Source organism: Brachybacterium sp. GCM10030252, assembly GCF_042666535.1.
Lineage (GTDB): Bacteria > Actinomycetota > Actinomycetes > Actinomycetales > Dermabacteraceae > Brachybacterium.
This window is the reverse complement of record NZ_JBHTDM010000009.1, coordinates 274,584-299,339: the sequence shown is the minus strand read 5'-3', so window position 1 is coordinate 299,339 and position 24,756 is coordinate 274,584. Positions and strand designations below refer to the sequence as shown.

Annotated in this window: 18 protein-coding genes; 11 read left to right on the top strand and 7 right to left on the bottom strand. The window is 70.4% G+C overall.

The window, feature by feature from the left end:
* The first annotated feature begins 34 nt into the window (after nucleotides 1–34).
* Entirely contained in the window at nucleotides 35–1,573 is a 1,539-nt protein-coding gene (locus ACFQRJ_RS09975) for an FAD-dependent monooxygenase (RefSeq protein ID WP_377018884.1), read from the top strand.
* Nucleotides 1,574–1,693: 120 nt separating this feature from the next.
* Here ACFQRJ_RS09975 and ACFQRJ_RS09970 read toward each other — a convergent pair whose 3' ends face one another.
* The 6 genes from ACFQRJ_RS09970 to ACFQRJ_RS09945 all read right to left on the bottom strand — a co-directional run bounded on the left by ACFQRJ_RS09970 (nucleotide 1,694) and on the right by ACFQRJ_RS09945 (nucleotide 9,922).
* The gene (locus ACFQRJ_RS09970; protein WP_377018883.1) at nucleotides 1,694–2,923 is read right to left on the bottom strand and encodes a Gfo/Idh/MocA family protein; all 1,230 of its coding nucleotides are present in this window, start codon (nucleotides 2,921–2,923) and stop codon (nucleotides 1,694–1,696) included.
* A gap of 364 nt (nucleotides 2,924–3,287) precedes the next feature.
* Nucleotides 3,288–5,297, bottom strand: a complete 2,010-nt coding sequence (locus ACFQRJ_RS09965) for a beta-galactosidase (RefSeq protein ID WP_377018882.1) — start codon at nucleotides 5,295–5,297, stop codon at nucleotides 3,288–3,290.
* Between the two features lie 53 nt (nucleotides 5,298–5,350).
* Nucleotides 5,351–6,706, bottom strand: a complete 1,356-nt coding sequence (locus ACFQRJ_RS09960; RefSeq protein ID WP_377018881.1) for a serpin family protein — start codon at nucleotides 6,704–6,706, stop codon at nucleotides 5,351–5,353.
* An 86-nt stretch (nucleotides 6,707–6,792) separates the two neighbouring features.
* Complete coding sequence (locus tag ACFQRJ_RS09955; RefSeq protein ID WP_377018880.1) at nucleotides 6,793–7,710, bottom strand: carbohydrate ABC transporter permease; 918 nt, start codon at nucleotides 7,708–7,710, stop codon at nucleotides 6,793–6,795.
* Nucleotides 7,707–8,591, bottom strand: coding sequence for a carbohydrate ABC transporter permease (locus ACFQRJ_RS09950; protein ID WP_377018879.1), 885 nt, complete (start codon nucleotides 8,589–8,591; stop codon nucleotides 7,707–7,709). Before ACFQRJ_RS09950 ends, ACFQRJ_RS09955 begins: the two co-directional genes overlap by 4 nt.
* Nucleotides 8,588–9,922, bottom strand: coding sequence for an ABC transporter substrate-binding protein (locus ACFQRJ_RS09945; RefSeq protein WP_377018878.1), 1,335 nt, complete (start codon nucleotides 9,920–9,922; stop codon nucleotides 8,588–8,590). Before ACFQRJ_RS09945 ends, ACFQRJ_RS09950 begins: the two co-directional genes overlap by 4 nt.
* A 353-nt stretch (nucleotides 9,923–10,275) precedes the next feature.
* Here ACFQRJ_RS09945 and ACFQRJ_RS09940 point away from each other — a divergent pair, with 353 nt between their 5' ends.
* The 10 genes from ACFQRJ_RS09940 (at nucleotide 10,276) to ACFQRJ_RS09895 (ending at nucleotide 23,913) form a co-directional block, all read left to right on the top strand.
* Nucleotides 10,276–11,973: a sodium:solute symporter family protein gene (locus tag ACFQRJ_RS09940; RefSeq protein WP_377018876.1), complete on the top strand. Its 1,698-nt coding sequence runs from the start codon at nucleotides 10,276–10,278 to the stop codon at nucleotides 11,971–11,973.
* Between the two features lie 22 nt (nucleotides 11,974–11,995).
* Entirely contained in the window at nucleotides 11,996–12,319 is a 324-nt protein-coding gene (locus tag ACFQRJ_RS09935; RefSeq protein WP_377018875.1) for a hypothetical protein, read from the top strand.
* 133 nt (nucleotides 12,320–12,452) lie between these two features.
* Complete coding sequence (locus ACFQRJ_RS09930; RefSeq protein ID WP_377018874.1) at nucleotides 12,453–13,958, top strand: S10 family peptidase; 1,506 nt, start codon at nucleotides 12,453–12,455, stop codon at nucleotides 13,956–13,958.
* 4 nt (nucleotides 13,959–13,962) lie between these two features.
* Entirely contained in the window at nucleotides 13,963–15,894 is a 1,932-nt protein-coding gene (locus tag ACFQRJ_RS09925) for a glycoside hydrolase family 15 protein (RefSeq protein ID WP_377018873.1), read from the top strand.
* 34 nt (nucleotides 15,895–15,928) lie between these two features.
* Nucleotides 15,929–17,407, top strand: a complete 1,479-nt coding sequence (locus tag ACFQRJ_RS09920) for an NAD-dependent succinate-semialdehyde dehydrogenase (RefSeq protein WP_377018872.1) — start codon at nucleotides 15,929–15,931, stop codon at nucleotides 17,405–17,407.
* Nucleotides 17,408–17,426: 19 nt separating this feature from the next.
* On the top strand, nucleotides 17,427–17,747 hold the full coding sequence (locus ACFQRJ_RS09915; RefSeq protein ID WP_377018871.1) for a DUF3870 domain-containing protein: 321 nt from the start codon (nucleotides 17,427–17,429) through the stop codon (nucleotides 17,745–17,747).
* Nucleotides 17,748–17,900: 153 nt separating this feature from the next.
* A complete protein-coding gene (locus ACFQRJ_RS09910) occupies nucleotides 17,901–19,052 on the top strand; it encodes a DUF819 domain-containing protein (RefSeq protein ID WP_377018870.1) in 1,152 nt (383 codons plus the stop codon).
* Nucleotides 19,049–20,176, top strand: a complete 1,128-nt coding sequence (locus ACFQRJ_RS09905; RefSeq protein ID WP_377018869.1) for a dipeptide epimerase — start codon at nucleotides 19,049–19,051, stop codon at nucleotides 20,174–20,176. The genes ACFQRJ_RS09910 and ACFQRJ_RS09905 overlap by 4 nt, the downstream gene beginning before the upstream one ends.
* Before the next feature lie 107 nt (nucleotides 20,177–20,283).
* A complete protein-coding gene (locus ACFQRJ_RS09900; protein WP_377018868.1) occupies nucleotides 20,284–21,396 on the top strand; it encodes an NlpC/P60 family protein in 1,113 nt (370 codons plus the stop codon).
* A 792-nt stretch (nucleotides 21,397–22,188) separates the two neighbouring features.
* Complete coding sequence (locus tag ACFQRJ_RS09895; RefSeq protein WP_377018867.1) at nucleotides 22,189–23,913, top strand: DUF222 domain-containing protein; 1,725 nt, start codon at nucleotides 22,189–22,191, stop codon at nucleotides 23,911–23,913.
* Nucleotides 23,914–23,944: 31 nt separating this feature from the next.
* Here the strand turns inward: ACFQRJ_RS09895 and ACFQRJ_RS09890 are convergent, their stop codons facing one another.
* The gene (locus ACFQRJ_RS09890; RefSeq protein ID WP_377018866.1) at nucleotides 23,945–24,739 is read right to left on the bottom strand and encodes a serine hydrolase; all 795 of its coding nucleotides are present in this window, start codon (nucleotides 24,737–24,739) and stop codon (nucleotides 23,945–23,947) included.
* Nucleotides 24,740–24,756 lie beyond the last annotated feature (17 nt).

The following is a 24,756-nucleotide window of genomic DNA, read 5'->3' as shown; positions in this document are numbered from 1 at the left end:
CCCGCTCCGGGCACCACCGGCGAGAGGCTGGCCCATGACCGCAGTGCCCCTTCGCGAGCTTCCCCTGCTCGAGACCGACGTGCTGGTGGTCGGGGCCGGGCCGACGGGGCTGATGGCCGCTCTGGTCCTGGCCCGGCGCGGTGTGCGCGCCGAGGTTATCGACCCCAAGTCCGGCCCGACCCGTGAGTCCCGCGCCCTGGTGGTCCAGGCCCGGTCGATGGAGATCTACGATCAGCTGGGACTGGCGCAGCAGGTGCTGGAGGCGGCGAATCCTGCCACGGGGTTCCAGCTGCGGCAGTCCGCGAACCCGGAGGGGTTCCAGTTCGCTCCTGCCCAGGCCGGGGACACCCCGTTCCCCGGGGCGCAGATCTTCGAGCAGAGCCGCAACGAGGAGCTGCTGGCCTCTGCGCTCGAGACCGAGGGACGCCCGGTCAGATGGGGCCACCGTCTGGTCACTCTCCTCGAGGGCACCGAGACCGCGGACGAGCAGGTCGAGGCACTGGTCGAGAGTCCGCAAGGACTGATGCGCCTACGCGCCCGGTGGTGCATCGGGGCCGACGGGGCGAGCTCCCCGGTGCGTCACCAGCTCGGCCTGCCCTTCGAGGGCGTCACGGACGATGCCACCTTCTGCGTCGCCGATCTCCACGGCGTCACCGGGATCCCCGACAACACCGTCGCCGCCCGCTTCGGCGATGCGTCCTTCGCCGTGTTCATCCCGCTGGGCCCGGGCGGCCACGCCCGCCTCGTGTGCCTCAGCCCCACCGAGTCCCCGGATCAGGACGAGGTCCTGGCCGAGGCCCGCACCGACCTCGGCATCGATTTCGAGCGCGTGGAGTGGTTCTCCGCCTACCGGGTCCACCACCGCGTCGCCTCCCAGTTCCGCAAGGGGCGCGCACTGCTCGCCGGCGACGCCGCCCACGTGCACTCCCCCATCGGCGGCCAGGGCATGAACACCGGCCTGCAGGACGGTCATCACTTGTCGAACCTCCTGGCCGACGTCGTCCACGGCCATCTCACCCCGTCGGCCGTCGGACGCTACGAACGGGAACGGCGCCCCGTCGCCCTGGCCCTGATCGAGGGCACCGACCGCGCCTTCGGGATCATCGCCCGCCGCGGCCGCGGGGCCGCGGCGCTGCGACGCCGGTTCAGCGGGATCATCTCGCTCCTCGGCCCGACGCTGTTCCGGTCAGCCCTGGGCCCGCGCCTGGGCGGGCTGCTCGGCCAGTACCGGATCCGCTACCGGCAGGTGCTGGCCGGCACGACGCCGCCGGCCTGGGCCGATGATCCGGCGGTGGGCCTGCGGCTGCTGGCCGACGGGGAGAGGGCGGACGCTCTGCGCGCGATGACCTGGCAGCTGCACACCTACGGCGGCCACGCCCACCGGCCTGCCGTTCCGGACTGGATCGAGGGCCCGTTCGCCTTCGCCGCGGATCCCCGGGGCCGGCTGCGGCGCGATCGGATGTACCTGATCCGGCCCGACGGCTTCGTCGCCGCCGCGTTCCCGCTGCATGCCGGCGCCGCGAGCACCTACGACGTGAGCTCGGCGCTTGCGGCGTTCGAGGTCGTCGCGTGAGGCCGCCGCTAGCCGACAGACCCCCTTACCCCGGGCCCCGCGCCTGACGCAAGTGACGTCCGGGGCGGGCTCAGAGAATCAAGACGGCTGATAGGCCACAGCCGGTTCGCCGCACCCGCGTCACGCCTGCCCGCCGTCGAAGTACGCCCGCACGTCCTCCGTCACGGCGGGCACCTCGAGCGGCACTCCCCCGCTGCGGATCGACTCGGCGCCGCGCACCCCGGTGGCCACGGCCTCGCGGGCTGCGATCGCGGAGACCTCGGTGGCGCCGCCGTCGCGCGCGAAGCGGAGGAACTCCGCGACCAGGCGCGGATCGGCGCCGCCGTGCCACCCCTCGGCGCGCTCGATGACCTCGACGGCGTCGGGGCGGCCGGGTCCGGAGCGGCGCGACTGCCAGATGTGGATCTGGTCCCCGCCGTCGTTCCCCATGTTCTCGATCCGTCCCGCGTCGCCGATCACGGTGTAGTTGCGCCAGTAGTCCGGGGTGAAGTGGCACTGCTGGTAGGAGGCCAGTACCCCGTTGTCCAGTGTCATCGACAGCATCGAGATGTCCTCGACGTCGATGACGGGGTTCAGCTCCTTCTGGGCGGTGGGAGGCCAGGTGTCCTCGTCGTACCAGTCGCCCATGCGGCGGTCTGAGTTGTCCCGCCGATCGATGATGTCCCCATAGACCGCGAGGTCGCCGATGCCCGAGACGCGGCGGGTGTAGCCGCCGGCGAGCCAGTGGATGACGTCGATGTCGTGGGCGCCCTTCTGCAGCAGCAGGCTCATGGCCTTGTCCCGCTCGGCGTGCCAGTCCTTGAAGTAGAAGTCCCCGCCGGCGCCCACGAAGTGGCGGCACCAGATGGCGCGCACCCGGCCGATGCGACCGGAGTCGATGATCTCCTTCAGCTGCCGGACCACCGGCATGTGGCGCATGTTGTGGCCGATGTAGAGGCGGGCGCGCTTGTCCCGGGCCATGGCGAGCATCGCGTCGGTGTCCTCCAGCCGGATCGCCATCGGCTTCTCGCAGAAGGTGGGCAGGCCCGCCTCGAGGGTCTTCAGGGCGACCTCGGCATGCGCGTAGTCGGGGGTCAGGATCATGACCGCGTCGACGTCGTGCCCTGCCAGCAGCTGGTCGACGTTCTCGACCAGTGCGACCTCCTCCCCGAGCTGCTCCCGGGCCATCTCCTTGCCGCGCTCCGAGGGGTCGGCGACCACGGTGACGCGGGAACCCGCGCCGGGACGGTGGGCATGCTCGGCCAGCGGCGAGCGCGCCCCGAACCCGATCACCCCGATCCTCAGGTCCGGTGGGGCGGGGGCCGGAGTGGGGTCCGACGGGGCGAGCTGCGGCGGGGTGGGGCCGGGCATGAGTCTCCGATCAGGGGTCCACGGGAGGTGACGGGGCTAAGGGGTGGTGGGAAGAGACAGTGGGCAGTGGGCGACGAAGTGCTGGGCCGCACCGGTCCAGACGGGAGTGCCGGACCGGGGACAGCAGGACGGGCTCGGTGTTGCTGGCCAGCGCGCCGCGGCATTCCACTGATCCGTGGCACCACTGCAACGTATCGGGGGAATGGCGGGCGACGACGCGTGTGTCGGGGCGGGCGACGACGCGTGTGTCGGGGCGGGCGACGACGCGCGTGTCGGGGCGGCCCGGGCACGCAGGCCGCCCGGGCACGCAGGCCGCCCGCGCGCAGACCGACCGCACCCAGGCTGCCCACCGCGGTATGCCCGCTCAGCTCTCGCGCACCACTGCCGCGGCGCCGGCATGCACGGTCACGGCGCCTTCGACGTCGGTGGCCGAGAGCATCTCGTGGCCGCTGACCTGCACCACCTGGTCGCGGTCGGAGTGGTTGAGGACGAACAGGTAGGTGGTGCCGTCCTCCGCGAAGCGCCGCACCGCCTCGACATCGCGGTGCAGTCCCGCCACCGACGGCTCCACGCCGGCCGCGGCGACGATCTCGGCCACCAGGGCCTCGAGCCCCTCGGCCGACGGGCGGGCGGCGACGTACCAGGCTGCACCCTCTCCCACTGGGTTCCGGGTCACGGCGGGCCGGCCGTGCAGCGGCCCGTCGGCCCAGCTGCGGATCGCTTCGGCACCCTCGAGGCGGGTCTTCTCGCTCCACAGATCGGCCTCGGTGCCGTCGTCCAGATGCAGCACCTGGTCCGCCAGCAGCGGGGCGAACTCTTCGGTGCGCACGCCGAGCAGGTCGCGGAAGGCACCGGGGTAGCCGCCGAGGCGCACGTGGTCGTTCTCGTCGACGATGCCGGAGAAGAAGGTGATGACCACCTGCGCCCCCGAGCGGGCGGCCGCGGCGAGGCGGTCGGCGTGCTCGTCGCGCACCGTGTACAGGGTGGGGGCGAGCACCAGCTCGTAGCCGGTCAGGTCTGCGTCGACCGGCACCATGTCCACACCCACGCCGAGGTCCCAGAAGGCGGTGTACCAGCGCAGCAGCTCCTCGCTGTAGCGCAGCGCCTGGGTGGGGTGGGAATCGAGTTCGCTCGCCCACCAGGACGGATAGTCCACGATGATCGCGATCCGGTTCAGGACCCGGCTGCCGCGCACTTCGGCCAGCGCTTCCAGGGCACGGCCGAGCGCGACGGTGCTGCGCCAGACGTCGGTGTCGCGGCCGGCGTGGGGCACCATCGCCGAGTGAAACTTCTCGGCGCCGGCGCGGGATTGGCGCCACTGGAAGAACATGACCCCGTCGGCCCCGCGGGCCACGTGCGACAGGGAGTTGCGCAGCATCTCGCCGCGACCCTTGGCACGGTTGCGAGGCTGCCAGTTCACGGCGGAGGTGGAGTGCTCCATGAGGATCCACGGGTCGCCGCCGGCGACGCCGCGGGAGAGGTCCGCGGCCAGCGCCAGCTCGATCTGGCCGCGCGGGTCGTCGGCGATCAGGTAGTGGTCGTTGGCCACGAGGTCGAGGTCATCGGCCCACGAGTAGTAGTCCATCCACTTGGTGTCGGACTTGAGCATCAGGTTCGTGGTGGTGGGGATCTGCGGGGTGATCTCCCGCAGCACGTCGCGCAGGGCCCGGTAGTGGGTCAGCAGCTCGTCGCTGGAGAAGCGGGCGAAGTCCAGCTGCTGGGTGGGATTGGCGTAGGTCGGCGCCGCGCGCGGCGGCAGGATCTCGCGGAAGGTGTCGTAGCGCTGGGACCAGAACGCCGTACCCCAGGCCTCGTTGAGCGCGTCGATCGAGCCGTACCGGCGCTCGAGCCAGGCGCGGAAGGCGGCCGCGGCCCGGTCGGAGTAGTCGTGGGGGACGTGGCACCCCAGCTCATTGTCCACGTGCCACAGCGCGAGGGCGGGGTGGTCGCCGTAGCGTTCGGCCATCATCCGGGTCATGCGCACCGCGTACTCGCGGAACAGCGGGGAGGAGACGGCGTAGGCCTGGCGCCCGCCCTGACCGAGCACGGTGCCGTCCTCGGTGACGGGGAGGATCTCGGGGTGGTGGCGGGTCAGCCACGGCGGCGGCGACGCGGTGGCGGTGGCCAGCGCTACCTTAATGCCGGCCTCGCCGAGGCGGTCCATGGTCTCGTCCAGCCAGGTGAAGTCGTAGTCGCCCTCGCGGGGCTCGATCGTGGCCCAGGCGAAGATGGCGACGCTGACCAGGTTCACTCCGGCCTCGCGCATCAGGTCGATGTCCTCGAGGCGCACCTCCTGCGGCCACTGCTCGGGGTTGTAGTCGCCGCCGTAGGCGATCCCCTCGACGCCGACGGGCCAGGGTCGTGCAGCAGTCATGTCTCCTCCATCGCGAGATCATTCGGGAAGCGCTTCGGCCAGCATAGATGCCGTCATCGCGTCTGCGTCGGATCGCCGATCCAGCCGACGACGAGCGGGGCGAGCGTCGAGGTCTCGTAGGCGACGACCAGGAAGGGCGAATCCAGCACGAGTTCGTGCTCCTCCGCGGGCGCCGAGACCGCCTCGGCGACGACGGCCGTGGCCGCTGCCGCCTCCATGCCCTCCTCGTCCACGGTGATCACCGCCTTCTGGATCACCTGCGAGATGGACAGGTCCGTCTCGGCGGTGATCCCGGAGAAGTCGGCCGCACCGGCATCGAAGGCATCGCTCATGCCCAGCTCCTGCAGCGGCCCCGACAGCTCGCCGGCCCAGCCGATGTCGAACCCGGGCAGAGTGAGCTCGGTGGCACCGTCGGAGGCATCGAGCCCGCTCAGCAGCGCCGAGAGGCTGGCTGCAGTGTCGTCGGCGCTCTCCGCCCACGCATCGAGCACGGCGGCCACGTCCTCGAGCGGCTGAACGAGAGCGAGCGCGAGGTCGCCCCCGTACGTCCCCAGCGCCGTCGCCCGGCACAGCTCGTCCTCGTACCAGCTGCCGGTCGTGCCGCTGAGCATCTCGACGCTCTTCTCCTCGCCCTCGGCGGTGGTGAACGTGCCGCCGGAGCGAGTCAGCGTGTCCTGCCAGGCTGCCTTCAGGTGCAGCGCATTGACCAGCACCAGCCGTGTCTGCGCATCGAGGGCGTCCTCGGGGACCAGCTCCTCGATCAGATCGTTCGTGGCCTCGGCGACCCAGTCGTTGATCCGCTGGCGGGCCTGCTCCCGCTCGGCGTCGTCGGCGAAGTCCGCCTCGTAGACGCCGCTGGCGAAGTAGGTGGCCAGGCCCTCGAGGAAGCCGACCTCGACGGCCATCCCCTCCTGCAGCCAGGTGCCGTTCACCAATGAGGCGACGGGCGGCTGCGGGGCATCGTCCCCGGCGTTGTCCCGTTCCTGATCGCCCACGGCGGCCAGCACGGTGGCGAGGGTGTTGGAGACCTGGGCGAGCTCGTCGATGCTCCCGCCGAGGGCCTCCTCCATCTGGGCGCGGGTGTCCCCGGCTGCTCCCAGTCCGGCCATGGTCAGCGCGATCTGGGCGGACAGCGGTGAGCACACGGCGTTGACGGCGCTGCGGTCGATGCCTGCCCACAGCCGCGCCGTGAAGGGCACGACGCTCTCGCCGGCGCTCTCGGGCGAGCCGGGCTCGGCACGCGGCAGCTCGGCTCTCAGATCCGGCTCGCCGACCTCGCCCTGCCCGTCGTCGCCGCAGCCCGCCAGAGCGACCGGCGCGAACGGGAGGGCCGCCCCGGCCGTCAGGACGGAGCGCCGGCGCCACTCCGGGCGACGTGCAGGGCGGGGCGGAGCAGCAGTGGTGGCCATGTCCTCATCGAAGACGGGACGACGGCCCGGTGCAAGGGCCCCGGCGTTGCGAATCGGCACCGAGGCTGTGCGGGGCCCGGGAGAGGTCACCCCTTGACCGACCCCTCCGTCAGCCCGCCGCGCCAGAAGCGCTGGAGGACCAGGATGAGGATGGCCAGCGGGATCACCGACAGCAGCGCGCCGCCGACGGTGAGCTGGTAGAACTCCGGCAGCCGGTCGGTCTGGGCCCGCCAGTTGTCCAGGCCCAGGGTGATCGGATAGAGCGTCTCGTCGGCCAGCATCACCAGCGGCAGCATGTAGTTGTTCCAGATCGCGACGAACTGGAACAGCACGATCGTCACCAGGGCCGGGGTGAGCTGCGGCAGCGCGAGCCGGTGGAACAGCCCCAGCTCCCCCACCCCGTCGATCCGGCCGGCCTCCAGCAGCTCGTCCGGGACCGCGGCGCTGGCGTAGATCGAGGCCAGGAACAGACCGAACGGGCTGACCAGAGAGGGGATCAGCACCGACCAGTAGGTGTTCGTGATCCCGATGGAGCTGAACAGGAAGAACAGCGGCAGCGCCACCGCGGTGCCGGGCACCAGCACGCCGCCGAGGACCAGCACGTAGACCAGGCGCCGGCCCGGGAAGCGGTACTTCGCCAGGGCGTACCCCGCGGCGGCCGCGAAGTAGGTGGCCAGCACCGAGCCGACTCCCGCGTACAGCACGGAGTTCAGCGCCCACCGCGGGAAGATCCCGCCGTTGGCCGAGAGCACCGCGCGGATGTTCTCGAGCAGCTGGAAGTCCTGGCCGAACCAGAAGCCGCTGGTGCCGAACAGGTCCTCGGTGGACTTGGTGGCGTTGACGAGAACCCAGTACACCGGCACCAGGAAGTAGATCGCGATGACGGCGAGGATCGCGGTGACCAGGATGGTGGTGGTCGGTCTGCGCCCCGCCTCGCGGGAACCGGAGCGGCCGTCGGCGACGGGCGCGGCGCGGCGGCGGGTGGGGGTCTGCGTGGTGGTCATCGGCGCTTCTCCGTCCAGGAGGAGACTCCCAGCGCGATCGCCGAGAGCACGAAGGCGGAGACCGCGATGATCACGGCCTGCGCGGCGGCCATGCCGACGTCGTTGTACTGGAACGCGAAGGCGTAGGCGGCCATGTTCGGGGTGTACTCCGAGGTGATCCCGGCGCTCATGTTCTGCATCAGCCGCGGTTCGGCGAACAGCTGCAGGGTGCCGATGATCGAGAAGATGATCGTCAGCATCACCGCGGGGCGGATCAGCGGCAGCTGGAGGGAGCGGACGATCCGCATCGGCCCGGCTCCGTCGATCTTCGCCGCCTCGTACAGCTCGCCGGGGATCGCCTTGAGCTGGGCGATGATGATCAGCATGTTGTACCCGGTGTAGGTCCAGGTCACGATGTTCGCGATCGACCACAGCACCAGTTCGGGGGCCAGGAAGTCGATGTTGATGCCGACGATCCCGAGGACGTCCACGATGGGGCTGAGCCCGGGGATGTACAGGAAGGACCACAGGATCGTGGCGATCACGCCGGGGATCCCGTAGGGCAGGAAGTAGGTGGCGCGGAAGAAGCCGGGCCACCTCGCGCTCGCGCTCTCCAGCAGCAGCGCGAGGATGGTGGCGGCGACGATCATCACCGTCACCTGGACCACGCCGAACAGGATCATCCGCCCGATAGAGGCGATGAAGTTCGCGTTCGACAGCGCGGCGACGTAGTTCTCCAGCCCGGCGAAGGCGCTGGTGACGCCCTCCTCGCCGAGCAGCCCGGAGCGTTCGACGCTGGTGAAGCTGTAGCCGATGGCCATGATGATCGGGATGATCATGGTGCCGATGAACAGCACCAGGAAGGGCCCGAGCAGGAGCCAGGGGGCGGTCTTCGATCTCATCGTGCCTCCTCCGCGTCCAGTCCGATCTCGCGCATGATCCGGACGATCTCCGCCTGGGTCTCGGCGAACATGTCCGTCAGCGGGACCTCGCCGGTGATGGCGCCGTTCATCCCGTCACCGATGATCGCCATCGCCCGCTGCATGAGCGGCGCCCAGGTCCACTCGAGGTTCTGACCCTCGGCCATGGGGACGAACACCTCTTCGTTGTAGTTCTGGCCGGAGAAGAACTCGGAGGGCTCCTGACGGACCTCTCCGATGTAGTCGGCCGCCGGCGACCAGCCGATGCCGGAGTTCTCGATCATGGCGTCGATGCCGACGGGGTCCGTGCACATCCAGGTCAGGAACTCCAGCGCTTCCGCAGGGTGCGCACTGTTGGACAGCACCGCGGCCGATGACCCGCCGTGGGCACCCGAGGCGAAACCGTCCTCCCACCTGGGCATGGGAGCGACCGCCCATTTCCCCTCCGCCCCGGGCGTGGTCTGGATCAGGGCATCGCTCCAGGAGCCGGAGATGGAGGCGAGCACGTCCCCGGCTCCCGCCGCGGCGTACCAGGGCGTGGAGAAGGCGCCGTACCCGGTGCCGACGAGCTTCTCGGCGAGGATGCCGTCCCAGAACTCCGCGACGCGCATGGAGGCGTCGTCGGTCATGTTCACGATCCAGCCGTCCCCCTCCGGGGTGAACCACTGCGCGCCGGACTGCATCGCCCACGCGACCGGATGGGAGCCGTCGCCGGGATCGAGAGTGATCAGCTGCTTGCCGGCCTCGGAGACGGTGCCGGCGAGCTCGCGGAACTCCTCCCAGGTCGCCGGGGGCTCCAGTCCCATCTCCCCCTCGAGCACCTCACGGTTGTAGAAGGTGCCGACGGGGCCCGTGTCCTGCGGGACGGCCCAGTAGGAATCGCCGACCTTGACCTGGGAGACGGCGCCGGGGTCGAAGGCGGACTCCTGGTCCGCGAAGCCGTACCGGGTGAGGTCCACCAGCGCGCCGGCGAGCGCGAACTCGGGCACGGATCGCAGCTCCACCTGCGCGATGTCAGGGCCGCCGCCGGCGGCGACCGCCGAGAGGATCTTGGCGTAGCCGCCGTCGGGACCGCCGGGGATCCAGGTGGTCTCGACGCGGATCCGATCCTGGCTCTGGTTGAAGATGTCGGCGACCTTCTGGAGGTCTTTCAGCCACGCCCAGTAGGTGAGGGTGACGGGTCCGTCGGCCGCCGGGATGGTGGCCTCGGCGTTGACGCCGCCGGGGTTGGGCGGCGCGCACGCGGCGGCGGCAGCGGCCAGGGCGGCCGCTCCCGAGCCGGCGAGCGCTGAGCGCCGCGAGAATCTGCTCATGGGGCTGGTCTCCTCTCCTCGTCCTCGAGGGTGAGGCCACCATAACCGCACGCCCCGAACGTTCCCCGAACCCGACGGGAAGCGGTTGCCGTGTCGGCCGTTCCGCCGGCCGGAACAGCGGCCCGCACGGCCGCGCCCGATCGGGCGGAACCGCCCATACCACCCCATGGATCTGTGACGTCCGACGCGTCTGGCGCACACCCGCGCTGATCACCGAAACGTTTCGGTTATCCCGCTCCTACTCGGTGGTAGCGTGACCGGCCGTCAGCACGAGCTGCCCTCCGCCGGTGCGCCTCCCTCCTCGGGTCCACGCCGGCGGCGGCCCCTCTTTTCCCACGTTCCAAGGATTCCTCATGGTCGACATCCGCCTGGATGCACAGTGGATCGACTACGCGATCATCGCGTTGTACTTCGCGTTCGTCCTCGGCGTCGGTTGGTACGCCAAGCGCGGCGTCTCGAACTCGATCGAGTTCTTCCTCTCCGGTCGCTCCCTGCCCGCCTGGGTCACCGGTCTCGCCTTCATCTCCGCCAACCTCGGCGCCGTCGAGATCATGGGCATGTCCGCCACGGGCGCCCAGTACGGCCTGCCGACGATGCACTACTTCTGGGTCGGCGCGATCCCGGCGATGCTGTTCCTGGGCGTCGTGATGATGCCCTTCTACTACGGCTCCAAGGTGCGCTCGGTCCCCGAGTTCATGCGCATGCGTTTCGGCACCGGCGCCCACCTGGTCAACTCCCTCAGCTTCGCCGTCGCCCAGCTGCTGATCGCCGGCGTGAACCTCTCGCTGCTGGCCACGATCGTCAACCGCCTGCTGGGCTGGCCGATCTGGGTGGGCCTCGTGCTCGCCGCGGCGTTCGTGCTGTTCTACATCACCGTCGGCGGCCTCTCCGCCGCCATCTACAACGAGGTGCTCCAGTTCTTCGTGATCGTCGCGGCCCTGCTGCCGCTGACGCTGATCGGTCTGCACCGCGTGGGCGGCTGGCAGGGCCTGACCGAGCGCGTCGCCGGTGACGGCATGCTCGGCTCCGAGCAGCTGCACACGTGGCCGGGCGAGCAGCTCTCCGGCTTCGACAGCCCGGTGCTGTCGGTGGTCGGCATCGTGCTGGGCCTGGGCTTCGTGCAGTCCTTCGGCTACTGGACCACGAACTTCGTCGAGGTCCAGCGGGCCATGGCCTCCAAGGACCTCACCGCCGCCCGGATGACGCCGATCATCGGCGCCTTCCCCAAGATGTTCATCCCCTTCATCGTCATCATCCCCGGCATGATCACCGCGGTGCTGGTGAACGAGATGGTCGACTTCAAGCAGTACGCCTCGGCCGGAGACGCCGAGGCGGCCGCCGCCACGGGCGTGACCTACAACGACGCCCTGCTGCTGCTGATGCGCGACGTGCTGCCCAACGGTCTGCTCGGCGTCGCGATCGCGGGCCTGCTGGCCGCGTTCATGGCCGGCATGGCCGCGAACATCTCGGCGTTCAACACGGTCGCCAGCTACGACCTGTACCAGCAGTACGTGAAGAAGGACGCGCCGGATGCCCACTACACGTTCGTGGGTCGCGTCGCCACCGCCGCCGCCTGCGTCATCGCGATCTTCACCGCGCTGATCGCCGGTCAGTTCTCGAACCTGATGGACTACCTGCAGGCTCTGTTCGGGTTCTTCAACGCGCCGCTGTTCGCGACGTTCATCCTGGGCATGTTCTGGAAGCGGATGACGCCGACGGCCGGCTGGGCCGGCCTGGTCGCCGGCACCCTGGCGGCCGTGGGCCTGTGGGGCTCCTCGACGTTCTTCGGCGTCTTCGAGCTGCCCGGCCAGGGCCTCGCCTTCGTCAGCGCCTTCGCCGCGTTCGCGGTCGACATCATCGTCTCCGTCGTGGTCACGCAGTTCACCGCTCCCAAGCCGGTCCTCGAGCTGAAGGGCCTGGTGTACTCCGAGACCGCGAAGGCCGACCTGGTCGATCCCGAGGAGAAGAACCTCGCCTTCTACCGCCGCCCGGTTCCCATGGCCTTGATCGCTCTGGGCCTCGTCGTCATCCTGAATATCGTCTTCGCGTGAGCGCGGACGGAGGAGATCACTCATGAGTGCACACAAGGACAGCAGCACCGCCGACGTCCCCGACGGCACGCACGTCGAGACCACCGGGGCCTTCGACATCCGCAATTTCATCGGCGCCCTGATCGGGCTCTTCGGCATCGTCGTGACCCTGATGGGTCTGTTCGCCTTCACCGAGGCGGAGGCCGCCAAGACCGGCGGGGTCAACGCCAACCTGTGGGCGGGCCTGGCCATGATCGTGGTCGCGATCGCGTTCGTCCTCTGGACCAAGGTGGACCCGCTGCGCATCGTCGTGCGGGACAACGAGGAGGGTGCCGAGGCACCTCGGGACATCGCTCCTCTGGAGTGAGGGCCTGAGACCCAGCTCCCTCTCCGCAGGACCGATCCCGGCCCGCCTGCCCGATGCTCCTCGGGCCGGCGGGCCGGCGTCGTCGGGGCCCGCGTAGCATCGAGGCCGACGCCCCCGACGTGAAGGAGCACGAGTGAACGCCGAGTCCACCACCCCCGCCCCCGAGGCCGGCAAGGGCGCAGACGCCACCCCCGTGCCCGAGGACAATCTGGTCACCACGCTGCACTCGCTCGCGCTGGCCGACGGGCCGCTGGACTACACGGCCACCGCCGGCACCGTGGTGCTGAGGGAGGAGCCCGAAGGTGAGGAGTACGGCCGCGCCACCGCCTACGCCGAGCTGTTCTCGGTCTCCTACGTCGCCAGCGCACCGGCCCCGGGCGGCTCGGAGGCGGCCCGGCCGGTGGTGTTCGCCTTCAACGGCGGCCCCGGTGCCTCGACGGTGTGGCTGCACCTGGGGCTGCTCGGCCCGCGCCGGGTGGACGCCGGCGACGCCGGCTCCCCGGCCGCCCCGCCGCACCGACTGCTGGACAACGACGAGACGATCCTGCGCCACGCGGACCTCGTCGTGGTCGACGCGATGACCACCGGCTACTCCCGGCCCGTCCCCGGCCAGAAGCCCGACCGCCACCACGGACTGGCCGCGGACCGCGACCTGATCGCCTCCTTCGTCATCGACTGGCTCACCCGCAACCAGCGCTGGACCTCCCCGATCTACCTGGCCGGGGAGTCCTACGGCACCACCCGCGCCTCCGCCGTGGCCGCCCGCCTGATGGACCGCTACTACGTGGCCGTCGCGGGCATCGCCCTGATCTCCCCCGTGCTGGACTTCGGCACCATCCGCTTCACCGAGGGCAACGATCGCCCCTACGTGCACTACCTGCCCACCTACGCCGCCATCGCCCACGCGCACGGCAAGCACGAGGAGCGGCTGCTGCAGGACGTGGTCGACGAGGCCGAGGCCTTCGCCGAGCAGGAGTACCCGGCCCTGCTCGCCGCGGGGCTGCGCCTGTCCCCCGAGCAGAAGCTGGAGGCGGCCGCCCGCATCGGCTCCCTGATCGGGGTGGACCCCGACTGGGTCGAGCGCGCGGATCTGCGTGTGGAGCACCAGGCGTACCTCGCCGAGCTGCTGCGGGACCAGGGCCTGGTCGCCGGCCGCATCGACGGGCGCTTCACCGCTCCCGCCGGGGACGGCAACGCCGCCGCGATGGAGACGGACCCCTCGATCGACCAGCTGGCCCCGGCCTACACCGCGACGATCAACCAGTACCTGCGCCGGGAGCTCGACTTCACCAGCGACGTGGTCTACGAGATCATGTCCGCCCGCGTGCACCCGTGGAGCTACAAGGACTTCGAGGGCCGTGCCGTCGAGGTCGCCTCTGACCTCGCGCGGCTGCTGCGCAAGTCCCCGCACACCCGGGTGCTGGTCTCCCACGGCTACCACGACGCCGCGACCCCGTTCCATGCCAGCGAGCACGTCCTGGCCCAGCTCGCCATCCCGCGCGAGGACTACGCCGAGCGGATCCGCATCGAGTACTACGAGGCCGGGCACATGATGTACTGCCACGAGCCCAGCCGCCTGGCCCTGTCGCAGCATCTTGCCGAGTTCGTCGGCGCGGCGGAGCCGGAGATGGTGGACTGATCTCATGACGGCCCCACGCATCGAAGAGCACGCCCTCCTCTCCGACCAGCGCACCACGGCGCTCGTGACGCGGGAGGGGGACATCGACTGGCTGTGCATGCCGCGCTTCGACGCCGACGCGATGTTCACCTCGCTGCTCGGCGACGAGTCCCACGGCCACTGGTCCCTGCGGATCGCCGACGGGGAGGTCCTCTCCCGCCGCTACCTGCCCTCGACGATGGTGCTGGAGACGGTGTGGCGCTCCCCCACCGGCACCGCGACGGTCACGGAGTTCCTCCCGATCGACCTCGCCGACCCGTCGGACGATCCCGCCGCGGACAGCGGAGACGGCGCGGACGGCAGTGATTCCGACGCCGCCGACCGGCCCTCCACCCCCAGCTCCGCCTCGAGCTCCGCCGCCGGCACGGCGACCTCCCTGCGCGGCGACGTGGAGGATCACGCGGACCTGATCCGCAGCGTCACCTGCACCGAGGGCACCGTCGAGGTGGTCCAGGAGCTGAAGATCCGCTTCGAGTACGGCCAGGCCGTGCCGTGGGTGCGCCGCGGCCAGGACGAGAAGGGCGAGAGCGTGCTGATCGCCGTCGCCGGCGGGGACGGCGTCGCCCTGCACGGGCCGGCGCTGAGCGCGCACGGCCGTGTCCACCGCGGCAGCCACCGGCTGGCCTCGGGCGAGAGCGCCTCCTGGGTGCTCACCTGGTTCCCCTCCTGGCAGCAGGTGCCCGCCGCCCCGAACGTCCGCGCGGCTCTGGCCCGCACCACCGCCGAATGGGCCGGCTGGCTGGGGCAGGTCCGGGTGGAGAACGAATACGCCGAACCCGTCGCCCACTCCCTGCTGGTGCTGCGGGCCCTCACCCACCGCCGCACCGGCGGGATCATCGCCGCGGCGACCACGAGCCTGCCCGAGGACTTCGGCGGGGTGCGCAACTGGGACTACCGGTTCTGCTGGCTGCGCGACGCGGCCCTGTCCCTCGAGGCGCTGCTGGCCCACGGTCACATCGATGCCGCCGCCACCTGGCGCGACTGGCTGCTGCGGGCCATCGCCGGCGACCCCGAGCGCCTCCAGATCATGTACTCCATCACCGGGGACCGGAACCTGGCCGAACGCGAGCTCCCCCACCTCCCCGGCTACGAGGACTCGGTGCCGGTGCGCATCGGCAACGGGGCCGCCGGCCAGTACCAGGCCGACGTGGTCGGCGAGGTGATGATCGCGCTGTCGGCGATGCGCGAGGCCGGGCTGGAGGAGTCCGCCTGGTCGTGGCCGCTGCAGAAGGCCCTGGTCCGCTACGCCGTGGACCGGATCGACGAGCCCGACCACGGGATCTGGGAGATGCGCGGCGAGCCCGCCTACTTCACCCACGGCCGCGTGATGATCTGGGCGACCTTCGACCGGGCGATCGATGCGGTCGAGACCTACGGCCTGCCCGCCCCGGACGAGGACCTCGCCCGCTGGAAGCACCTGCGCGAGCAGGTGCGCGAGGAGATCCTCACCCGCGGCGTCGGCGAGGACGGCGCCTTCACCCAGACCTACGGGTCCGCCGAGGTCGACGCCTCTCTCCTGCAGATCCCCCACACCGGCTTCCTGCCGCCGGACGATCCGCACATGCTCGCCACCGTCGAACGGATCGAGCGCGACCTGCTCACCGAGGACGGACTGATCCTGCGCTACCTCACCAAGGGCCAGGACGGGCTGCCCGGGGACGAGCACCCGTTCCTGGTGTGCTGCTTCTGGCTCGTCGAGCAGTACGCCGGCTCCGGCCGTCGCGCCGACGCCGTCCAGCTCATGGACCGCATCCTGGCCTGCGCCAACGACCTCCACCTGATGGCCGAGGAGTACGACGGCACCGCGCAGCGCATGGCCGGCAACTTCCCCCAGGCCTTCAGCCACCTCGGCCTGATCCGAGCGGTCGACGCTCTCGCCCTGACGATCCCCCGCTGAGCCCCGCCAGCAGACGACGAAGGAGATGACCACGATGAGCGATCTGCCCACCATCACCGAGGCCCGCATCGCGGAGCTGATGGACCGCGTGCCCCGCAGCTCCTATATCGACGGCCGGTTCCTCGCCGCCGCCGGGGACCTGGACGTCATCGACCCCGCGACCGGCCGGCCGCTGACCCAGGTGGCCGACGCCGATGCCACGACCGTCGGCCCCCAGGCGCTCGACGCCGCCGTCGCCGCGCAGAGCGACTGGGCGGCGACCACCCCGCGCGAGCGCTCGGAGATCCTGCGCCGCGCCTACGAGCTGTGCCACGAGCGGGCCGATGACCTCGCCCTGGCGATGACCCTCGAGATGGGCAAGCCGCTGAAGGAGGCCTACGGCGAGGTCACCTACGGCGCGGAGTTCCTGCGCTGGTTCAGCGAGGAGGGCGTGCGCCCGCCCGGCGAGTTCCGCCCGGCTCCGTCGGCGAAGCACGCGATCCTCACCGTGTCCCGGCCCGTCGGCCCCGCCTTCCTCATCACCCCGTGGAACTTCCCGCTGTCGATGGCGACCCGCAAGATCGCCCCGGCGCTGGCGGCCGGCTGCACCGTGGTGCACAAGCCCGCCCAGATGACGCCGCTGACCTCCCTGCTGTTCATGGAGATCCTGGCGCAGGCCGGGGTCCCCGCGGGTGTGGTGAACTGCGTGGTCACCTCGGACTCCAAGGGCCTCAGCTCCACCCTGATGTCCGATCCGCGGCTGCGGAAGATCTCGTTCACCGGGTCCACCGCCGTCGGCCGCACCCTGCTCAGCCAGGCCTCCGAGCACGTGCTGAAGGCGTCCATGGAGCTCGGCGGCAACGCGCCGTTCCTCGTGCTGCCCTCGGCGGACATCGAGACCGCGATCACCGCGGCGATGCCCGCGAAGTTCCGCAACAACGGCGAGGCCTGCACCGCCGCGAACCGGTTCTACGTCCACTCCACCGTCGCCGAGGAATTCACCCGCCGCCTCGTCGAGGAGGCCGAGAACCTCGTCACCGGCCCCGGCGCCGAGGACAGCACCACGCTCGGCCCGCTGATCAACGAGGACGCCGTCCAGAAGGTCGAGGAGCTGGTGGCCGACGCCGTCGACCGCGGCGCGAAGGTCCTCACCGGCGGGCAGCGGCTCGATCGCGAGGGCTACTTCTACGCCCCCACCGTGCTCGGCGACGTCCCGGCCGACGCCCGCGTCAACCACGAGGAGATCTTCGGGCCCGTCGCCCCGATCATCGTCATGGACGACATCGACGAGATGGTCGCCGCCGCCAACGACACCGAGTTCGGGCTGATGAGCTACGTCGCCGGCTCCGACCTCGCCGAGGTCACCGATGCCGCCCAGCGCATCGAGGCCGGAATGGTCGCGGTCAACGTCGGCGTCTCCTCGGATCCCGCCGCCCCCTTCGGCGGCATCAAGGAATCCGGGCTCGGCCGCGAGGGCTCCCACGAGGGTCTGGCCGAATATCTCGAGACCAGCTACGTGCGCCTGCCGATGTGACCGGCATAAGCTTCGCCCCATGGGGACCACGATCTACCTGACCGGCGAGGCCAAGGCGCCGAGCAACAATCCGATCACGTCGCAGTGGGGATTGTTCTTCATCGGCCTCATCGTCGATACTGAGACGCACGTCATCCGGGCTGCGGACTGCACCGCCACGCTGACTCTCACCGTCGAGTTCGTGCGTGAGCTGCTGGTGGGCCGTTCGCTGCTCGAGGATGACGCCCTGGTGGAGTCGATCACCGACAGGTACCACGGGTCCTCGCAGAGGGCGCTCGCCACGTCCGTGCGCAACGCCGCTGCGAAGTACCGCGATCTGTCGGCCGGCATCACCGCATAACTCACCGTCCGCCCGGAACCTCACCGAACCGGATCCCGTCGGAAGCACCGTGAACGCGCCTCGGAAGAGGCGGCGCTCGCTGGTGCTTCCGATTTTTTTGTCCCCGAATCCGGTCCCGACCCCCGACCGCCCCCGACGAAGAGGACCCTTCTCGTGATCACCGACGGCCTACTCATGCTCGGCGTCCTGCTCGGACTCTCCGGCGTGCTGATCGTGCTCGAACGCACCACCGGCTGGAAGTCCTTCCGCTTCGTGCCCGGCATGGTGCTGATGTACCTGCTGTGCGCGACCCTCAACTCCCTCGGCGTCTTCGGCCAGGACGACGCCACCCGGGGGCCCATCGCCCAGGTCAAGGACGTCCTGCTGCCGGCGATGATCTTCCTGTTCCTCTTCGGCTGCGACCTGCGCAAGATCATCCGGCTCGGCCCGAAGCTGCTGCTGACCTACTTCGTGGCCGCGGCCTCGCTGTTCCTGGCGATGGTCCTCGTCTTCCTGGTCTTCCAGGCGGCGCTGCACGAGGAGTCGTGGAAGGCGCTCGGTGCTCTGCTGGGCTCGTGGACCGGCGGCAGCGCCAACATGGTCGCGATCCAGGACATCCTGCAGGCGCCGGAGAGCATCTTCGGCTACGCCCTGATCACCGACACGATCATGTACTCGCTGTGGCTGATGATCATGTTCGCCTCGGTCGCCGCCTCGCCGCGGTTCAACCGGTGGACCAAGGCCGACACCTCCCACCTCGACTCCCACATGGGCGTGCTGGAGGAGGAGAAGCGGCCGGTCACCGTGGTCTCGCTGGCCATCACGATCTTCGGCTCGATCCTGGTCTCGACCGTCGTGACCTGGATCGGCGGCCTGCTGCCCGAATGGGGCGACGTGGTCACCGGCACCACCTGGACGATCCTCATCGTCTCCGTCCTGGGCCTGATCGTCGCCGTCACCCCACTGGGGAAGACCGCGGGCACCCAGGAGGTCGCGACGCTGATGCTGTTCGTGGTGATCGGCCAGATCGCCTCCGGCTCGGACTTCTCGGCCCTCACCCAGGCGCCGCTGTACCTGCTGATCGGCCTGCTGGTGCTCGCCATCCACGCCGTGATCATGGTGGTCTACGCGAAGCTGACCAAGACCGAGCTGTTCTCGCTGGCGGTGGCCTCGACGGCGAACATCGGCGGGATCGCCTCGGCGCCCGTGGTCGCCAGCGCCTTCAACCGGCAGCTGGTCCCCGTCGGCATCCTCTACGCACTGATCGGATCGTTCGCGGGCACCTTCATCGGTCTCGCCGCGGCCCAGGTGATGTCGGCACTGTGAGCACCGCACCCGATCCCCGAGAACGCGAGCTCCACATCCTCGCGGTGCGTCAGCATCGCCACCGGGCTCCTCTGCGCCGTCCCTTCGTCACCGCCGCCCGCCGCACCGAGGCCGTCGAGTACGTCGTCGCCGAGGTCGAGCTGTCCGAGGGCATCGTCGGCCAGGGCTCCGCGGCGGAAACCGTCGCCGTCACCGGCGAATCGGCCGAGTCCATCGCCGAGGCCCTCTCCGGCCCCCTCCGGCAGGCGCTGGAGGGGGCCCGGGGCACCGTCGCGGAGCTGTCGGCCCGGATCGCCGGAGCCCTCGAAGGCGGCACCAGTGCCCGGGCGGCGTGCGACGTGGCCCTGCACGACGCCTGGGCCCGCGCGGCCGGCTCTACCCTGGTGGAGCTGCTCGGCGGCCGCGCCGACGACGGGCTGATGAACGACATGACCGTCTCGCTCGAGGAGCCCGAGGTGATGGCCGAGCGGGCTCGCGCCGCGGTGGCCGGCGGCGAGGAGATCCTCAAGATCAAGCTCGGCCACGACATCGATGAGGACCGACGCCGGCTGGCTGCGGTCATCGCGGCGGCCCCTTCGGCCCGTCTGCGACTGGATGCCAATCAGGGCTGGAGCCCCGAGCAGGCCATCGACATCATCACCGGCTTCGAGATCGACGCTCTGCCGATCGACCTGGTCGAGCAGCCCGTGGCGGCCGCCAACGTGGAGGGCATGGCACGGGTGGCCGCGGCAGTCGAGCTGCCGATCATGGCCGATGAGTCCGTGTGGTCCGTCGAGGACGCCCACCGGCTCGTCGAGGCCGGCGCCGCGGACCTGCTGAACATCAAGCTGGCCAAGACCGGCGGCATCCCGCAGGCCCTCGCCATCGCCGACGTCGCCCAGGCGGCCGGCATCGAGTGCATGATCGGCGCGATGATGGAGCCGCGCATCTCGATCACTGCGGCGGCGCACGTCGCGATCGCGCACCCGGCGATCACGATGATCGACCTGGATCCGCCCTTCTGGTTCGCCTCCGAAGCCCCCGCCGGCGGCTTCACCCAGAGCGGCGGCTGGCTGCGCCTGACCGGCGGTCCCGGCCTCGGCCTCCAGCGGCTGCGGGCCGATGAGGACGGGGGTGATACGTGAGCACCGTGCCCATGCCGGGTGTCGCGCCCGACCGCGCCCACCCGTCGCACCCTGGACCCACCATCTGCCGTCCTCGCCCTGCCGGGGACACCTCGAAGGAGAACCTGATGTCCACGCACTCCCCCGCTGTCCGTCTCACCCGCCGCGATGGTCTGCGTCTCGCCGCGACCGGTACCGCCGGTCTCGCCGTCGCAGGGCTGGCCTCCGTCGCGCCCGCCGCCGTCGCCGCTCCCGCCGACGCCGCCCCCGCGGGGCTCCCCGCCCCTGGTGAGGGCCTCTCTCCGGGCGGCCTCGCCCATGTCGCCGTCACGGCCACCACCCTGTGGGTGGATCCGCGCACGAACCGTCCCGGGATCGACGACCCCTCGCTGACCAACCCCGTCGACCTGGATGCCTGGAACGCGAACATGCAGGACACCGAGACCCGGCGCTGGCTGACCGGCGAGCTCGAGTCCCAGGCCGTGCTCGGCAGCGAGGTGATCGTCGACGAGATCGACGGCGACTGGGCGAAGATCGTGGTGACCGCGCAGCCCACCCCGCGCGACCCGCGCGGCTACCCCGGCTGGGTGCCCACCATCCATCTGGTGGCCGACGGCGACTTCGCCGCCCGCGCCGGCTCCGCGCCGACGGCGACCGTCACGGCGCTGACCAGCACGCTGACGGGGACCCCGTCGGGCAACCATCCGAGCATCCCGGTCTCCTTCGACACGATCCTGCCGGTGCTCGGCCGTACCGGGAAGGCGGTCAAGGTCGCGGTTCCCGGCGCCCGGGCGGCGTATCTGCCGGCCGACGACGTGGTGGTCCGCGAGCACGGCGAGCAGCCGCCGCTGCCCACCGTGGAGGACATCGTCGCCACCGGTGAGCGGTTCCTGGGGCTGCGATACCTGTGGGCGGGCGTGAGCGCCTACGGGTTCGACTGCTCCGGCTACACCTACACGCTGTTCCACCACCACGGGATCACCATCAACCGCGATGCCGGTGCCCAGATGAACAACTCCGGTCTCGAGCCGGTCGAGCGCGAGGACCTCCAGCGCGGCGACCTGGTGTTCTTCGCGACCGAGCCGGGCGGCGACTCGATCCGCCACGTCGCCCTCTACCTGGGCGAGGACATGATCATGCAGGCGCCCAACGCCTCGCGCAGCGTGGAGCAGATGTCGCTGACCGAGTACGACCCGACCGGCGAGTACGCCGGAGCGCGGCGCGTGGCCCTGGCCGGCTGAGCCAGCGGCGGGTCGCCGGGCCAGCGGGCCGGCGGGGCGACGGGCCAACGGTCCGGCGGGCCCCTTGCCCCGTGCAGCCCCACACCACGTTCGTGCCCCATCGGCACCTGACGGTGCGCTCCCTGCGAGCGCATCGGCAGGTGCCGATGTGTGTCTGGGGCGGTGTGCGACTCAGTGCCGGTGACGACGCCCGGGGCGGTGCTCGTGGGCCGTCCGAGCCGGTGCTCACGGCGACCCGATGTGCCTTTCCTCCACAATGACAGGTTTTCCACACCCATACTGTTGACGCCGCTCAGATGTGGTAAATCGCGTGGACGTAAACCACCATTCCTCCACAGTGGCAATTCGTCCACATTCGACGCCGCCATCGTTCCTCCACAGTGGCCATTCGTCCACATTCGACGCCTCGCCGTTCCTCCACAGTGGTCACTCATCCACAAATCTCTCCGGATCTCGCGAATCTCTTTCGGATTGGTGTTCGAGTCGATAAACTGGGGACAGTCGCAGGGGCCGGATATTTCCGGGGGTGCGGCACTGTCAGGGAAAGGGAGGGGGTCTGGTCGTGGGCGAGGAAGAACTACAACGCGACCACGCTGGCGACCCCTCCCGGGCACGGGCGCCGCTGACTCCGCGGATGCCCGCGAGGCGACCGCTCCTCCCGGCACGGGCGAAGGCCATGGCTCGGATGACGCTCCTGGCTCCGGTGAAGCTCCCGATCCGGCCGACGATGCCTGCCCCGATGACGCGTCCGGCCCTGCGGACACTGCGCCGGAGCACGAGCCCGAGGCGGAGATGCCGACAGTGCCGCCCCTGCGAGCCCGCAAGCCCTTGACTGAGGAGAGGATCCTCGAGGCCGCCGAAGCCGAGCCCGGCAGTGAGCAGGCCGATCGAGTGCAGGCGATCCATGCCGCCCTCCGTGCCCAGGCCACCGCCTACGCCCGCCAGCTCGAGCGGATCTGTGAGTTCTTCACCGCCGACGACGAGGCGGCAGGATCCGTGGAGGACTCCGACCTGGTCGCGTTGAAACTCGCCACTGCGATGCGCTGCTCCACCAGCCGCGCCGAGACCATGATCCGCCACGCCCACCGCGCGATCGACCAGCTCCCCGCCGTGTTCGCGTTCCTCAACGCCGGGGACCTCCCTGAGGACTGGCACCGCCACCTGCTACGCAAAACCGCGGCCCTGAACGACGAGAAGATCCACATCGTCGATACCCATGTCTCCTCGTGGGATCTGGCGAACATCTCCCGCGACCAGTTCGACCGCCGCCTGAGATACCTCATCGACCTCCTCACCGCCGACGCCCTCCCTGAACTACCCGAGACCAAACGCCAGGTGGCGGTGGAGATCGATGACGAGCGGTGCGGGACGGCGACCATGCTGATCACCGGGCCCATCCCCGAGATCATCGCGCTCATGCACCGCATCGACACCTCCGCCCTCACCGTCCAACAAGCACAGCGCCAAGCCCTCCGCGACGGCCAAGAAGGCCCACTGCCGTTCGACATCGACGAAGACCTCCGCGAACGCGGCCGCGCCAAATCCCTCGCCGAGCTGCGGTACGCGGTGCTGACCCACTCGATGCTGAGCATCGACCCCGTCCAAGAACGCGGCCAGCAGTTCACCCTCAACGTCACCGTCCCCGCCCTCACCCTCCTGGGTGCTTCGAACGCGCCCGGGCTGATCGAGGGCCAGACCCCGATCCCCGCCGAACAAGCACGAGTGCTGGCAGCGAACGAGGATGCGACCTGGCATCGGATCCTCACCGACCCCGCCACCGGAGCGTTCCTGCCCACCGCCGCCACCACCTACAAACCCAGCGCGCAGATGTGTCAGCAGCTGCGGCTGCGCCACCCCGTGTGCGCCGCCCCAGGGTGCCGGAAAGCCACCGCTCTCAGCGCCGAGAACGACCACATCCAAGAATTCAACCACCACCACCCCGAAGCCGGCGGCCTCACCGCCCTCGTCAATCTCCACCGATTATGTTGGCGCCACCACCAGTTGAAAACCAGCGGCCGAATAGACCCCGAACGCGACACCGGAAACACCCGCGCGCCCAGCGGCGGCAGCATGCCCGGTAATGATGGCGGCCCGGGAAATCCGGCACCCGACCCCAGGGGCCCCGGGGGCTTCAGTGGTACCGGTCGTGCCGCTGGCTCCGAAAACGACGACAGCAATACTGCCAAGGGGCACGACCGCGCCGATCCGTTCCACGGCAGTAGCGGCGGGCCGCTGGAGACCCGGTGGAGCATCGACCTCGCCGCCCGCGCCCGCACCCGCGAAGAGACCGACCTCGCCACCCCACACCTCGTCGCCGCCCTCACCACCGCCTGGAACCACCACGAACGCATCCAGGACCAGGCCACCCGGGCCCAAGAACAAGACGCCCAACGCTCCGAGACCGAACGAATCACCGAGAAGCGCCGCGAACGCGAACGCAGATTCCTCGGCAAACGCGCCGACCCCACACCCCCGCCGCCGCCCCGGCCGGAGGACGACGAACCGCCGCCGTTCTGACGGCTCTCACGGCAGTGCCCAGGAGCAGGGTTCAGGCTGCGCGGTCCGGGAGCAGTGTGCGAACCAGGTCGGCAATCTGTGCGTCGGCGTCGTCCTGGCCGATTCCGGCCGTCAAGACCGCCAGGAAACGCGTATCAGGTCCGGCGGGGCTGCTCACGTACGCGACGTCGTGGCGATAACCCTCGACCCAGCCGGACTTCGACCCCCACTCGACTCCATGCCGCAGAGCCTTTCCGATCACGGGAATGCGCTGAGCACGCAGCGCTTCCCGTGCCAGCTGCTGAGACGCTCGCGAAAGGCCCGACCCCGCTCCAACCAGTGCGCGCATCGTCACGGCAAGATCCCTGGCGCTGGTCTCGTTGGTCGCGCCGGCATCGATGGCGCCCTTGTCACCGATGAGCCGTTCGACGCGAGTGGCCGTAAGTCCCAGATCCTTGATCGCCGCGGCCACTGCGTCGAGGCCGATGAGTTCGACGAGATGGTTCGTCGCCTCATTGCTCGAGCGGTCGATCATCCGAACCGCCAGCTCGCGCACCGCGATTCGCTCGCCCTCGCCAGGATGGGTCGGATCGAGGTGGTCCCCGCCGAGGGTGAATGCCTGCCCGTCGGCGCCCGTGAAGGTCCGCGCCGACCCGACCGTGGCGTCGAGATCCAGCTCGCCGCGGTCGGCCGCGAACAGAGCAGCGCACAGGACGTGCAGCTTGATCGTGCTGGCGGCGTAGTACGGGTGCTCAGCACCGACGGCCGAAAGCTCCCGGCCGTGCGCGTCGAGCAGGCAGTGGGACACCGAAGCCTGGTCAGGGACGGGGGCGGTCGGGATCGACATTCTTCGAACCCTACCGA

Coding starts and splice junctions, on each gene's coding strand:
- ACFQRJ_RS09975 (WP_377018884.1), top strand. CDS start 35: ATGACCGCAGTGCCCCTTCGCGAGCTTCCCCTGCTCGAGACCGACGTG.
- ACFQRJ_RS09970 (WP_377018883.1), bottom strand. CDS start 2,923: ATGCCCGGCCCCACCCCGCCGCAGCTCGCCCCGTCGGACCCCACTCCG.
- ACFQRJ_RS09965 (WP_377018882.1), bottom strand. CDS start 5,297: ATGACTGCTGCACGACCCTGGCCCGTCGGCGTCGAGGGGATCGCCTAC.
- ACFQRJ_RS09960 (WP_377018881.1), bottom strand. CDS start 6,706: ATGGCCACCACTGCTGCTCCGCCCCGCCCTGCACGTCGCCCGGAGTGG.
- ACFQRJ_RS09955 (WP_377018880.1), bottom strand. CDS start 7,710: ATGACCACCACGCAGACCCCCACCCGCCGCCGCGCCGCGCCCGTCGCC.
- ACFQRJ_RS09950 (WP_377018879.1), bottom strand. CDS start 8,591: ATGAGATCGAAGACCGCCCCCTGGCTCCTGCTCGGGCCCTTCCTGGTG.
- ACFQRJ_RS09945 (WP_377018878.1), bottom strand. CDS start 9,922: ATGAGCAGATTCTCGCGGCGCTCAGCGCTCGCCGGCTCGGGAGCGGCC.
- ACFQRJ_RS09940 (WP_377018876.1), top strand. CDS start 10,276: ATGGTCGACATCCGCCTGGATGCACAGTGGATCGACTACGCGATCATC.
- ACFQRJ_RS09935 (WP_377018875.1), top strand. CDS start 11,996: ATGAGTGCACACAAGGACAGCAGCACCGCCGACGTCCCCGACGGCACG.
- ACFQRJ_RS09925 (WP_377018873.1), top strand. CDS start 13,963: ATGACGGCCCCACGCATCGAAGAGCACGCCCTCCTCTCCGACCAGCGC.
- ACFQRJ_RS09920 (WP_377018872.1), top strand. CDS start 15,929: ATGAGCGATCTGCCCACCATCACCGAGGCCCGCATCGCGGAGCTGATG.
- ACFQRJ_RS09915 (WP_377018871.1), top strand. CDS start 17,427: ATGGGGACCACGATCTACCTGACCGGCGAGGCCAAGGCGCCGAGCAAC.
- ACFQRJ_RS09900 (WP_377018868.1), top strand. CDS start 20,284: ATGTCCACGCACTCCCCCGCTGTCCGTCTCACCCGCCGCGATGGTCTG.
- ACFQRJ_RS09895 (WP_377018867.1), top strand. CDS start 22,189: ATGCCGACAGTGCCGCCCCTGCGAGCCCGCAAGCCCTTGACTGAGGAG.
- ACFQRJ_RS09890 (WP_377018866.1), bottom strand. CDS start 24,739: ATGTCGATCCCGACCGCCCCCGTCCCTGACCAGGCTTCGGTGTCCCAC.